At 49.2% G+C, this 14,802-nt stretch carries 7 protein-coding genes; all 7 read left to right on the top strand.

Going from position 1 to position 14,802, the window contains the following annotated elements; all coding sequences use genetic code 11:
- The first annotated feature begins 17 nt into the window (after positions 1-17).
- Complete coding sequence (locus DF182_RS32030; protein WP_113619983.1) at positions 18-962, top strand: aminoglycoside 6-adenylyltransferase; 945 nt, start codon at positions 18-20, stop codon at positions 960-962.
- 55 nt (positions 963-1,017) lie between these two features.
- Entirely contained in the window at positions 1,018-2,574 is a 1,557-nt protein-coding gene (locus DF182_RS32025; protein ID WP_147243618.1) for a pyridoxal-dependent decarboxylase, read from the top strand.
- On the top strand, positions 2,561-4,186 hold the full coding sequence (locus DF182_RS32020) for an MBL fold metallo-hydrolase (protein WP_113619981.1): 1,626 nt from the start codon (positions 2,561-2,563) through the stop codon (positions 4,184-4,186). The genes DF182_RS32025 and DF182_RS32020 overlap by 14 nt, the downstream gene beginning before the upstream one ends.
- A 29-nt stretch (positions 4,187-4,215) precedes the next feature.
- Positions 4,216-6,624, top strand: a complete 2,409-nt coding sequence (locus DF182_RS32015; protein ID WP_113619980.1) for a TonB-dependent receptor domain-containing protein — start codon at positions 4,216-4,218, stop codon at positions 6,622-6,624.
- 78 nt (positions 6,625-6,702) lie between these two features.
- On the top strand, positions 6,703-8,346 hold the full coding sequence (locus DF182_RS32010) for a cyclic peptide export ABC transporter (RefSeq protein ID WP_113619979.1): 1,644 nt from the start codon (positions 6,703-6,705) through the stop codon (positions 8,344-8,346).
- Between the two features lie 14 nt (positions 8,347-8,360).
- Positions 8,361-12,839, top strand: coding sequence for a non-ribosomal peptide synthetase (locus DF182_RS32005; protein ID WP_113619978.1), 4,479 nt, complete (start codon positions 8,361-8,363; stop codon positions 12,837-12,839).
- Between the two features lie 31 nt (positions 12,840-12,870).
- The gene (locus DF182_RS32000) at positions 12,871-14,802 is read left to right on the top strand and encodes an alpha/beta fold hydrolase (protein WP_147243617.1); all 1,932 of its coding nucleotides are present in this window, start codon (positions 12,871-12,873) and stop codon (positions 14,800-14,802) included.

The raw sequence follows: 14,802 nt of genomic DNA, 5'->3' as shown, positions 1-14,802 counted from the left end.
CGATAATCTTACCAGGAATGAACAAAGCGAAAGAAGAAATTGTGAACAGAATCACGCAGTGGGGTACAGCCACGAAAGATGTATCCTGTATCGTGGTTGCCGGATCTCACGCCAGAAAGAATCATCCGCCGGATGAATTTTCTGATATTGATATTGTCATCTTTTCCAGTAATGTCAGATTCTATGAAAGGAACTTTGACTGGATCCATGAAATAGGAGAGCCGGTGTTGTTTTTCAATGATCAGTTGTCCCGCAATATTACCGGCAGGAAAGTGTATTTCTCCAATGGGGTAGGGCTGGATATTTTTTTCCTGGATGAAAGGGCTATCTTCTGGTCTTATCAATATGCAAAAGCCAGCGAAAAAAAATGGCTGTTTGCTTTGTTACCGGGGCCTCTCAAAAAAATGATGCAGGGAGCGGTACGTTTCTTTACAGAGTATATCCGCCGCGGATTTTATTGTATGGTGGACAAAGGAAGGTATGGCGCCCGGCTGGACTATGTTAATACTACCTTCCCGTTCCGGCAGGAAGGGTTTAAGCGGGAGAAGCTGGAGCATACGATCAATCTCTTCTGGCGCTATGCATTGCATACCGCCATGAACCTGCAGCGGAAGGATTATCTGCATGCCAAACTTACCTGTGATCATGGGATGAAAAAAACACTGCTGGTGCTGATTGAAATATACACGAAAATCAGGCAGGGTCGGGACTACGACACCTGGCACCATGCGCGTTTCCTCGAGCAATGGGCAGAGCCTTTTATTGTGGAGCAGCTGCCGCATATCTACGGGCACTATGAAATAGTGGATGCCTGGAAAGCTATGGAGGCAACAGCGGCATTGTTCAGCGAAATTACCCGTCGCATTATGCAGGAAATGCCGGATCTGCAGCTCCTCAATCCCGAAGCCCATGTGAGGGAATGGACGGCAGCCATGAATACCCGGGAAGGGGTGTTGCTATAATTATAAAGCCGGGCTTAGTGCAGGCCATTTACGATATCAAAAAAACGCAAGCATCTTGAGAAACGCAAATAACATTGTCCCCGCTGCTCTTCAACAAAAGATCGTCGGTGAATCGTTGTCTGATGATTCCGGCAGGGAACAAACATTGTCACAGGCCCCTCTTGGCCCGGAGGCGTTCTGTACGCCCTTTATACTACAACAAAAGACGATAGCGGAGTATCGTCATTTTCTGGAGCAAACGCTGCTACCTTCTCTGGTAGATGTGTTGTCACCCAAATTCATCGGTCATATGACCGGGCCTGTGCCTCCCTTTATTCAGGAGTTGCAGCAATGGATCACCCTACAGAACCAGAACCTGGTTAAATGGGAAACATCCGGTGCAGGGACCTTGCTGGAACGGCAGGTACTGGGTAGTTTTCACCGCCTGTTCTACCAGGCGCCAGCAGCGTTTTACGGGCAGTATATCCAGGACCCGTCTTCTTCTCTGGGGAATATTACCAGCGGTGGCACGCTTTCCAACCTGACGGCTATTAGCTATGCGCTTTCGCGGAAACTACAGGATGCCGGCGCTACATTTCATGAAGCGGGGTTGATGAAAAGCCTGCAGGATACCGGCTACACGCGTGCAGTGGTGATGGGTACCGCTCATTGTCATTATTCCCTGCAAAAGGTTATGCGGCTGCTGGGGTTAGGTACCCGGGCTTTTGTTGCGCTGGATGCGGATGAACTGAGCGGGGCAGCTGGCTCACAGATACTGGATGCCAAAATCAGGCATTTGCAGGCTGAGGGTGTACTGGTCATTGCCCTCGTAGGCGTGGCAGGTACTACGGAGGCCGGAAGAATTGATCCGCTGGAGATGATGGCCGAAGTAGCGGCGCGCCACCAGGTACATTTTCATGTGGATGCAGCTTTCGGGGGCGCCTTTCTGTTTTCCGACCAATATGCATCCAAACTGAAAGGGATCAGCGATGCTGACTCCATCACCCTTTGCGGCCATAAACAACTATACCTGCCGATGGGTACCAGTCTGTGTTTGTTTAAATCTCCGGGGCTGGCAAAACAGATAGAGATCAACAGCTACTATCAGGCCCGGAAGGGTAGTGTAGACCTGGGGAAATATACCATTGAAGGATCACGGCCGTTTTCTGCCCTGCTGTTTCACGGCGCCTTGCAGGTAATCGGTAAGGAGGGGTATGCCGCTATGGTGGATAGTAATTATGCCCGGACCCTATTGTTCAGCGAGAAAATCCGCTCCAATAGCCATTTTCAGCTGTATCGGCATCCGGACCTGAATATTGTGCTTTACCGGTATGTACCTGCCGCACTGAGGGAAAAGGCGTTGGCGGGCAGGCTGAACGACGCAGAAAGAACCCTGCTGAATGAAAGGAATATTTATCTGCAACAGGAGCAGTTCCGCCGCAGGGAGTCTTTTGTTTCCTATACCGAAATGCCCGACGAAACTGGCAAAAGACATGTGTGGCTGCGGTCAGTGTTGATGAATCCCGATACCACAGCCCAACACCTGGAGGAAATCCTGCAGGAACAACTAACGATCATGCATGCATCTGAAGATATAAAAACGTATAAATCAAAGGAATATGGAAATCAATAAGAACGACCTCGTTTACATTAAGCCCAACCTCGCCATTGAACCGCTGGTAGATAACTGGTATGCCTGGCCTCACCTGATTTCACCTGCAACGGCAGCAATGAATATCAAGGAAAGACATCTCAAAATCATGCAGTCGTATGTACAAAGTCCTATGATCCACGCTGCAGCCGTGAAAAGCCCCAAGATGCTGGGAGGCCCCTTTATTGACTACGATGGAAAAAGGGTGGAGGAGATCCAGGGGCTGATCAACAATACCGAAAGTAAATGTGCAGATTTACTGGGATTGCGCGACGATATTCTGGCCCTGCATGAACTGCTGAAGAAAGAAGCGAAGGGATATTCCCTGACCAGCTTATATCCGCGCATACCGGAACGATTGCAGGGATTGGTGGAACTGGTGTATGATGTGAATAATCAACCCTCCTTCCGCTTCTTTGAACCTTTGTTGTACCAGACGAACTATTACAATGAATCCCTGCAGAGTTTCAACCTGTTCCTTGTGCAGGATGATGATTCCCGTTCTTTTGTACTGAGTACGCCCAAGTTGCCGGATGACCATATCCTGCGGGTGAACCTGCCTCTCAAAAGTGAGGAAATTGATATTCTCTTCAGCATGGCGCATACCCCACGCTTATTTGGAGAGATTATGAATTTGTTTTATATTGAGCCTGGTAAGGAAGCTTTGTTTCAAAGTTTTTTTACTACCGAAGCGCCCCGGAAATATGTGAGGTATACAGGAGATGGCATATTGACCCGCTACTTTGGGCACGCATGCATATTAACTGAAACCAAAAGCACTTCTATTCTGGTTGACCCGCTTGTGAGCTATGGCTATGAATCAGACATATCCCGTTTTTCGTTTGATGACCTCCCCGAAGAAATAGATTATGTATTGATCACTCATAACCACCAGGATCATATTCTCTTTGAAACATTATTGCGTATCCGTTCCAAGATCAGGCATATTATCGTTCCACGATGCAATGGCGGGTCCCTGCAGGATCCAAGCCTGAAACTGATGTTTCAGCAACTGGGCTTCCAGAATATTATTGAGCTGGGAGAAATGGAAACCATTGAATTTGAGGATTGTTCCATTACCGGATTACCCTTTATCGGGGAGCATTGTGACCTGGATGTGAGAAGTAAGCTTTGTCATCACGTGAAATTCAAGGATGGCTGGAAAATGTTGTTTGCGGCAGATTCCTGTAATGTTTCCCCCCGTCTGTATGAACGTATTCACGAGGCCATCGGCGACATTGATGTGATCTTCCTCGGTATGGAATGTGAAGGCGCTCCTTTGTCCTGGTTGTACGGACCGCTGATGCCGGAGCCGCTGGCGCGTGACAAAGACGAATCCCGCCGCCTGGCCGGTTGCAACTTTGAGCAGTCCAGGGCGATCATTGATGTGTTTAATCCGAAAAACGTGTTTGTATATGCGATGGGTATGGAACCCTGGCTGAAATACATCAGCTCCATCAAATATACCGATGAGTCGAAACCGATCGTGGAATCAAACCGGTTGCTGGAATATTGCAGGGAAAGAGGTATGGACCCTGAACGGCTTTTTGGAGAAAAAATAATCGAATACAGTGCAACGGCTGTAACTGCCTGATAATTTATACTTATTCTAAAGGTTAATAAATGAAGAGAATCCTATTTTTTTTATTGCTACTGAGTGTTGGCGTTCAGGCAAGACAAGTACAGCCCGCAAAAGCTTCCACCTATCCCGGCATTGTAACAGGCAGAATAGCAGATAGCAGCTCCGGCAAGAGTATACCCTTTGCCACCGTGGTGGTGAAGAATGACAGTGCGAAAGTAGTGGCAGGCGCCATGACCACTGAAAAAGGCACCTTCGAGATAACGGAGGTGCCGGCAGGCAACTTCACCCTGGAAGTACAATATATCGGCTATAGCCACTTTTCAAAACGGATTACCATTACGACGGAAAAGCCACATCTGCAGGCCGGGATACTCCAACTGGCGGCAAATGCCACTACATTGAAGGAACAGGTGGTAGAAGGGCAAGCCTATGATGTCGCGATAAAACTGGATAGGAAAATTTATACAATGGGAAAGGATCTGCTGTCGCAAAGCGGATCTGCCAAAGATATACTTGATAACATTCCCTCCGTTACAGTGGACGCCAAAGGTAAGGTGAGCCTGCGGGGGAACAGTCAGGTAAATGTACTGATCAATGGCAAAACTTCCGGCCTTACCCTGGGGAATGCCCTGGATCAAATCCCTGCTGATAACATCGATAAAGTGGAAGTGATCACCAGCCCGTCTGCCAGATATGAAGCAGACGGGTCGGCTGGTATTATCAATATCATCCTGAAAAAGAACAAAAAGAACGGATTGAATGGACAAGCCAGGCTGACAGGCGGTATCCCAGCCGACTACCGGGCCAACGTCAGTCTTAACTACAAGGCCGGTAAATTCAACCTGTTTTCTACCCTGGGCTACCGTTACACCAATTACATCGGAGAGTACGGCTCTGATCAGGAGATTACTAACCCTGCCAACAACAGTAAACGTATCATGCACTTCTCACAAAATGAAAAAAGACATGATGACGGCAAGTTACTGTATGTAGGAGCGGACTATTTTATCGACAGCAAAAACTCCATTACAGCGGCTTTTTTCCGGAATGGTACCACCGATTCGGATGAAGATAAACTGAATTACAATTATGGGGCGCCCGGTATGAAAGACAGTAGCATTTTCCGGCGGGGAGATTCCAAAGAATGGCGTAATTATAGCCAGCTGGAGTTTAACTATACCAGAACCTTCAACAAGGAAGGCCGCAAGCTGACCGTAGATATGCAGTATGACTTCTGGAACAGTGACAAACGATGGGATCTTCAAACCCAGAAAATATATCCGGATACGGTAACGTTACCGGCTATACGTACCAGTTCCATTGGCGCCAGCAAAGACTTCCTTCTGAAATCGGATTACGTAAGTCCGCTGAGTAAACAATCTTCCATGGAAGCCGGTATACAGCTGGAAAACCGCCTGGTAACGAGTGACTATAAGGCAGAGCAATTACAAGGGTCGGAGTGGAGCATCTACAATGGCCTTAACAACGTGTTGGATTACAAAGAACAGATAGGGGCCGCTTACGTGCAGTTTCAAAGCAAGATTCAGCAGTTTTCCTATCAACTGGGACTGCGGGATGAATACACGCTGGTGAAGATAGATGACAGAAAAGGAGAGTTCAGCAATCGGAAAGAATATAATCGTTTGTTCCCGACGGCCAACCTGTCTTATCATTTTAAAACCGGTACCACACTCCAGCTGAACTACAGCAAAAGGATCAGCCGCCCCTCCCTGGAATTTATCTATCCATTTAATGAGCTGACCAACTATAACTCACAATACCTCGGCAATCCGGAGCTGAACCCGGCCTATACGGACGCATTTAACCTGGACCTGCTGCATCGCTGGCGCAAGGTATCGCTGAACCCTTCCTTGTATTATCAGCATACAAAGGATTTTATATTGTTTTATACCTACCTGGACCAGGACCAGAACATGTTTATGACCATTCCCATTAACCTGAAAGGAGAGAACCGTTATGGTACTACCATATCGGTGACCTATGATCCTGTTAAGACCCTGAACTTCGGTGGAGAGTTTAATGTATATGGATTCGACCAGGCAGGTGTATACCAAGGGCGGGATTTTGATCATTCCGATTTTTCCTGGAGCATCCGGTTAAACGGACGCTGGAAGCTGCCCTATAAGTTTAACCTGCAGGGCCGCTTTAACCTGATCGGTGAGCAGAACAATGCGCAGACAAGAACGGAGTCTTACAACTATGTAGATCTGGGATTGGGCAAAAACCTCCTGAAAGACAAAATGACGATTGTATTTGATGTCAGCAACGTGTTTGATACCCGTATCATCAGGAAGGAAACGAAAACCCAAAACTATATTTTCCGGCAGCATATGAACAGCAATGCAGCCCGGTACCGTTTAAGCATTGCTTACCGATTTAATAAAGCCAGTCAGAACGAACGGCGGGAAAAAGAAACAAACCGTCGTTGAGTAGACAGGCAGCATGCCTTTCTACTCAAACCAACTTTTATTGCAAACCCGGCTTCCCGCTGCTAACTATAAGTGTGTATGTTTAAAATTACCTGGAGGAATCTTGTGTTCCTATGCGTGGTCGCTATTCCCAATACCTGCTTTACATTCGGGATACTGTATATTATAAACAGCATCGTGGCGGGGCGCAATGTATTGTTCGCCGCCTATCAGGCGCCAGTATTTTTTTTGCTGGTGGTGTTGTCATTCGGCCTGAATGTTTTTCTGCAGCGGAAAATTATTGCCTTTACCTTCCATTCGATTTACAGGAATGAAATGAAGATCTTCCACTGTCTGCAACGTACCAGTCTGCAGCAGCTGGAGAAAATAGGGCCTGAACGTATTTACAGTATTGTGGAAGATGTGCGGCTGTTTGTTTTTTTTCCAAACGTGATCACCACCACGATCAGTTCCACTTTGTCGTTGTTCATCGGCATTGTCTATTACTTTGTATTGTCTGCGTATTCCGCATTGATTGTAGTGGCACTCATCGGCCTGATCGGGCTCATATACAAGCTGGCGCGGAAAAGTATTTTCAGTAAAGTGATGTTACTCCGTTCACTCAATGATGTATATTTTAAGGTGGTGGATGACATGATCCGTGGTTTTAAGGAACTGAAGATGAGCAGTGTGAAATCAGACAACCTGTTCAACGATTTTCTGGGAGAAAACCGGGCGCATGTACGGGATGTGGAAACCACAGTTGGTAACCGCTATTCCGTGATGAACCTTTTCAATCAGTATGGTCTTTATCTGCTGATAGGCGTTATACTATTTGTACTGCCGCTGTTTAAGCTGCTGGAGCCAACCGAGGTGATCTCTTTTGTTGTCATTTTACTGTTTATACTGGGACCGCTGAGCAACCTACTGAATACACAGAACTTTTTTGTCAAGGTAAGGGTGGCCAATAAACGCATTACCGCTTTCATGGAGGAGCTGGAAGTCATACAGCTGGCCGCTGACAACGACGGTATAAAGGAGCCATTGGAAATCATGGAAACGCTGCGTTTTGAAGGTGTCAGCTATCAGCATGTGGATGAACAAACAGAGGCGTCTTTTGTGCTGGGCCCATTGGACTTTACCATCCGTAAAGGGGAAACCATTTTTGTGATTGGTGGTAATGGTAGTGGTAAAAGCACCTTTATCAATTGCCTTACAGGGTTATATCAGCCTTCTGCCGGCAACATCTACCTGAATGGGAAAAAAATATGTAATAATGATGCGCGCTATAAAGACCAGATATCCGCCATTTTTACGGATAATCATCTTTTCTCCCGCAACTATGATAGTTATTCCCTTAGTGGCAATAAAGCATATGAACACCTGCTGAAACTAATGAAGCTGGATAAGGTGGTAGCCGATGATGATGACGCATCGGCCCGCCGGAAGTTTTCCAAGGGGCAAAGCAAACGTATGGCCATGGTATTTGCCCTGCTGGATGAAAAGCCCTTTATGGTATTGGATGAATGGGCGGCAGATCAGGACCCTTATTTCCGCCGGTATTTCTATGAAGAGATGTTACCCATGTTAAAAGCTGCCGGCAAAACGATCATCGCCGTTACCCACGATGACGCCTACTTTAAACATGCCGACCGGATACTGAAATTCGATTATGGCACCATTGTAAAAGATATCCGACCCAGGGAAAAGGAAATAGAAGCCGCCTCCCTGTGGGAACTATAATGCAATAGCAATTTATGAAACTGATACCGCTCACCTCACAGCAACAGGATATCTACTACGAGAGCCTGTTGCACCCCGGCGCGCCCATACATAACATCGGTGCCAGGATTGAGATCCGGGGACCTTTGCAGCTGCCGGCCCTGCAGCAGGCATATGTGGCACTGATCAATCAGCATGATAGTTTCAGAGGGGCTGTCGTGACCAGTGGCAAGGCTCCGCAGTTCCGGATAGCGGATGCGTGGCGTACTCCGCTGGAGTGGCTGGATCTGTCTGCAGAACCAGCGCCGGAAGCGGCTGCACACAACTTTATGCAAGCTGCATTTGTCAAGCCGTTTGACCTGGAGACTGCGGAACACCTGCATTATTTCTGTTTGATCCGCGTGGCTGCCGATTTTCATTTCCTGTTTTCAGTCTATCATCATATCATCACAGATGGCTGGGGTACCTCTTTGATGTTCCAACGCCTCGTTAGCAATTACAATGATATTGTGACAACAGGCGCCATCACGGCCTCCTATCCGTTTTACTATGAGGACTATGTAGCGGAAGACAAAGCTTATCATAGCAGTACAGCCTTTACAGCAGACCGGGCATATTGGCAGGAACAGTTTCGAACGGTGCCTGATCCGGTGATTCCCTGCCTGGATAATACTCCTTTTACCGCTGTTAGCGGCCGGGAGGAGCTGACAGTGAAAAGAGCCGTTTATAACCGGCTGAACGAGCTGGCTGCCAGCTATCAGGTATCTGCTTTTCATATACTGCTGGGTGTACTGTCTGTATACCTGAGCCGCTGTTATCATAGTCTCGACCTGGTCATCGGACTGCCGGTACTGAACCGCGACAAGGCAGTACATAAAAAAACGGTAGGTCTCTTCATGGGTATATCGCCCCTTCGTATCTCCCTGGATCCGGAAGAAAACTTTGCAGCGTTAGTACAGCGTATCCGCCGGCAGCTGCGACAGGATTACCGGCATCAGCGTTTTCCGTTAGGCAGGCTGTTGCAGGAAGTGGGGATGATACAGGAGAAACACCGGCTGTACAATATATCCGTGTCGTATGAAAAACACCACTATGCAGAAGCTTTCAGGGATACGGTTACCCGGGTAATTCCATTGACGCATAGTGCCGAGCAGGCAGCATTAGCAGTATATGTCAGGGAGTTCAGTCAGGACGAAGATGTAAAAATAGACTTCGACTATAACCTGCATTATTTTGATGTAGTGGGTATGCAACGGTTTACCGGGCACTTTCATACGTTGCTGGAAACGGTACTGGAGGCAGCGCCTCTTCCGTTGAAAACGCTTTCTTTTTTGAGGCCTGAAGAAACCAATATGCTGTTAAAGGCATTCAATCCGGCACCTGCACCCGATGTGGCGGCAACGTTGCTGTTATCACTGATCGCCCGTCAGGCGGAGCGTATACCGGAGAAAACAGCCATATGGGACGACGTATGCAGCTACAGTTATACATCGCTAACGGCAATGGTTACACAAATGGCGCATGCCCTGGCCGCGCTGCCGGGTGCCACAGCCGGCAAGCCCATTGCCGTGATGATGGAACGTACGGCCCGGCTGCCGGTATTACTGCTGGGCATCCTGAAAGCCGGCCGCCCCTTCATTCCGCTGGACCCTTCCTTTCCGGCAGCAAGGCTGCAATATATTCTGGATAACAGCCATGCCGATATCCTGATAGCGGATGCTGTGTATAGCAGCTGGCAGAAGGAAGGTATGCGCCTGCTGACTTATGAGGATCTGATGGCGCAGACTGCCGAAGCTAGCAGGGATATTGTTTTACCCCTGCCAGCGCCGGAAGATACAGCCTATATCATCTATACCTCCGGCTCAACGGGTAACCCCAAAGGGGTGGCCATCAGCCATCGTTCGCTGGCCAACTTCCTGGTCAGCATGCGGGAGTGCCCTGGGTTACAGGAACAGGACCTGCTTTTCAGCGTTACTTCGCCCTCTTTCGACATCTCCATGCTGGAGTTTTTCCTACCGCTGATTACCGGTGCAACGGTGTATGTAGCAGATAAACATACCCTGGCGGATCCCTGGAAGACCATTGTAAAACTGCAACAGGTGCAGCCTACGATCCTGCAGGCTACGCCCGGTTTTTACCAGCTGCTGTTTAACGCAGGCTGGGAGGGGGCAGCAGGCCTGGTGATCCTGTGCGGCGGCGACTTGTTGAGCACAACGCTGACCGCTAAGCTGCTGCAGCAGGCCGTAGCGGTATGGAACATGTATGGCCCTACCGAAACGACCGTTTGGTCGGCCGTAAAACAAATCCGGCGACCGGAAGACAGCAGCAATGTAGGGCAGCCTATCCACAATACCGTTATCTATATCCTGGATGAACACCTGCAGCCATTGCCGGTAGGCATTAGCGGCGATATCTATATCGGCGGGGCGGGCGTAGCCCAGGGATATTACCATAATGAACCACTGACCAGGCAAAAGTTTATCATCAACCCATTCGATAATCATCAGCGGATATACCATACCGGTGATATTGGCCGCTGGACGGCGGCAGGTGAAATCCTCTTTGGCGGTCGCAGTGATACGCAGGTGAAGGTAAGGGGATATCGTATTGAGCTGGAAGAAATAGAGCAATGCATTACCCGTCTGCCAGGCATGAACGAAGCAGTAGTGGTTGCCCGCAAAAGAGAAGGTCAGGATGCCTTCCTGATCGGATTTGTAAAAACAGATAACCCGGACTTCGTTCCGGAAACCGTTATTACTGCCTTGCAGGCTCGGTTGCCTGACTATATGGTGCCACAACTCATTGTGCCGCTGGCCGCTTTTCCGCTGACGCCCAATCAAAAGATAGACCGGCGCAGTCTGGCTGCCTGGGATATTGCCACTGTACAACCGACGGTAGCTGCCGTGCCACCGCAAAAGCCCCTTGAAAGATTATTGGCAGCCCTCTGGGAAAAAATACTCAGTATATCCGTTGACGATAGATATGCCAACTTTTTCAGGCTGGGAGGTCATTCCATCAAGGCGGTGGAACTGGCGACCAGTATCAGCGAACAGTTTGGCGTTTCACTGGGATTGAAAGACATCTTTGAACAGCCGACCATTGCCGGGCAGGCGGCATTATTGACTGCACAACGTTATGTGCCGCAGGAGGAGATTCTCCGGACGGCGCCGCAGGTACAGGACGATGCCGCGCCTGTACAGCGAATGATGTGGCTGGCATGTCAGCGGCCGGTTATCTCAGCCGCCTATAACATGCACGCCATCTTCAGCATTACCGGTGATTTCCGTGTGGCTGCAATGGAACAGGCCATACAGCTGCTTATCCGGAGGCATGAGATTTTGCGTACCTGCTTTATAGAAGTAGCCGGTATTCCCCGGCTGCAGCTGCATACCGGCGATGCGTTTCGTTTTGCCATACAGGAAGTGGAAATTGCCTTGCCAGAAGAGCTGGATACATTTCTGCAGGACATCACGGCCACTCCTTTTGATCTTGAAACGGAGTTGCTCTTGAAAGCATTTCGGGTCCGGGTAGGAGATGGCCGGCAGCTGTTTGTTTTTGTTACCCATCACCTGATACTGGATGGCTGGTCTCTGGAGATATTGGTCCGGGAAGCGCTGGCAGCCTACCGCCAGCTACCGGATATACATTCCCTGGCGCCGTTGTCGTTGCAATACCGGGACTATGCCGCCTGGAGCAACCACCAGCTGCAGGCGCCCGCAGCCGTCCTGCATGCCGCCTATTGGCAGGAAGTATTGAAGGATTTTACCCCTTTGCCGGCATTTAAACGTGCGGGCAGTGAACCCTCTTTCTATGGTCGCCGGATCTATACCTGCCTGAAACCGCCGGTACGCGATGCGTTGTATACACTGGCTGCCGACAGGGAAATGTCGGTGTTCATCGTGTTGCTGGCAGCCGTACATACCCTGATTGCCCGGGTAGGGCAGCAGTATGACTACTGTACCGGTATTCCGGTTGCCGGCAGGGAACATCCGCAGCTGCAGGAGCTGTTGGGGATGTTAGTGAATACGGTATTGGTTAGGGGGCAGCTGACTGCAACGGATACTTTTGAAATGGTCTGTGAACATATCCGGGATCAGTTCCTGCAAGGGATCGGGCACCAGGCATTTCCCCTGGAAGCGATCATGAACGGAAGAGAGAAAGCAGATACAATGTTGTTTGATGTGATGGTGACCTGGCAGCATCCGGCTTTCAGTCTGGATGCCCTCACCGTAACATCCGACCTGACATTGACCCGGCAGCGGCTCACACAGGGCGGCATCCGTATTCCGTTGACATTTAACTTTTATGAAGAAGGAACACAGCTGGTAGTAGAGACGGAATATGACAGCGGTTTGTACGAAGAAGGGCAGATGCTGCTGCTGACAGCCCGCTTTAAAAAACTGCTGGAGGAAATGGCTCATCAGCCTAAAACGGCGATTGGTAGTCTGGACATAGCCTTGGATATGGAAAAGACATTGCGCCAAAACAGCTTTGAAATCGAATTTGAATTTTAATAGAACTCTCACTTATACACAACCTACATTTATGAAAGCGTACGGCTCCAAAATCTTCATCTGGCTGTTTGCCTGCATCTCATTATTGCTGGAAACATCTGCGCAGCAGGGTTCACCTGCCTCGCCCGTTTACAAAAAAGTGGCCGGTTTCCCTGGTCTGAAAGTAACGCACCCCGCTGTGGAATGGGGCTATCTGACAGTACCGGAAAACTGGCAAAAGGACAATGGCAATACAGTACAACTGGCAGTTGCTGTTATCAAAAGTCACAATAAACAATCCCGGGAAGGGGTGGTTTTTCTGGGAGGCGGCCCGGGCGGAAATGCTGTCAGAGGTATCCGCAAATGGCTGAACAATCCTATCCTGGAGGAGCGGGATATTATCCTGGTGGACACAAGGGGAGCTGGGTTGTCAACTCCACAGCTGTGCCCTGATCTGGGACGGCAGTTTATGGGGGTGATGGCTGAAAATGATAATGATGACCAGGAGATTGCTTCCCGGGTAAAAGCAGCTGTTGCCTGCCGGGACGAATTGCTGAAAAGGAATATTGATATAAGTGCGTACAACAGTGAAAGCGTGTCCTACGACCTTCATGCGCTCCGTCAGGCATTGGGATACAATAACTGGATGGTGTACAGTGTATCCTATGGTACCCGGATGGCGCTGGCCTATGCCCGGAATTTTCCGCAGGAAGTAACCCGGGTGGTATTTGATTCGCCGGTGCTGCCTGCAGCCGGTCTGTATGATCACAACACCAGTAACTATGTACGGTCGCTGGAAGTGCTGTTTGAAAAATGCCGGCAGGATAAATCCTGCAGCAGCGAATATGGCGATCTGAAGGCTTTGTATCATCAGACAGTACTTGACCTGGAGAAAAATCCGATAACGATCAATGTACCGAAAAGCCTGGTGAGTACCGGTAAGTTTACCCTCAATGCGCAGGACTTTATGATTGCGGTGCAACAAGGGTTGTATGATCCCCGCTTTTTTGAAGTGATGCCGCTCATCATAAAGGAATTCAATCAGCGTAATGAAGCGATGATAACCTCCCTGTTCTTTGCTTTGCGCAGCAGGCTTTCGCTGGACTATGGTACCTACTACTGTGTGCTTTGTCATGAAACATTACCGCTGAACTCCATCGATACTTTTGTACAGGATGCCGCGAAACATCAGGCGCTGACAGCAGGAGGATTGCCTTTCTACAAAGGAGATTATACTATCTGCAACCAGTGGCGCAGCAGCAACAGTCTGGTGAAGGATACTACGGCGGTATTGCCGGCAGCCCCTCTGAACATTCCGGCGTTGATTATTTCCGGCGAATTCGATCCGGTAACGCCGCCGGCTGTTACCCAACAACTGCAGGCGATGATTCCCGGCAGTGAGGTGTTGTCATTTCCCGGACAAGGGCACGTACCCGGCTATACGCCGCGGGGCACGGCCATTATCCATCACTTTTTTAATGGTGGGCTCAGTGCAACAGACCGGCAGGACCTGCAAGCGGAAAAGGTACGGTTTATCACTGGTGTGCATGCCAATGGCGGCATTTCCAGGGTGGCCGGTATCCTGAACAATCCGAAGTTATCTTTGATCTGGCCTGTTACCCTGGCGCTGGGGGTGTTGGTATTGTATCTGCTTATTCAGCTGATACGGCGCAATAAACAATATATACACTGGGTGATCATGCTGGCGGCATTGCTTACGATCCTGACGGGCGCTGCTTTCGTCTATGCGATTAATGCCACGGCTGCCACTAATGCGTATATTCTGTCTGTTGGGCTGCCGGTGAAATTCTCCTACCTGTTTGTGTTGTTGTACCTGTTACTGGTGTTAGCATTGCTGGCCATCCTATTACTCATCCGGTTTAACGGGAAATCCGGTTTCAAGGGCACTGCCTTTTCCTGGGTGGCAGTACTGGCGTTGCTGGCAGTCAATGCCTGCTTTTTTTCCTGGGGATTACTCTTTTAA

The sequence above is a fragment of the Chitinophaga flava genome (assembly GCF_003308995.1).
Lineage (GTDB): Bacteria > Bacteroidota > Bacteroidia > Chitinophagales > Chitinophagaceae > Chitinophaga > Chitinophaga flava.
This window is presented reverse-complemented; position numbering and strand designations above follow the sequence as displayed.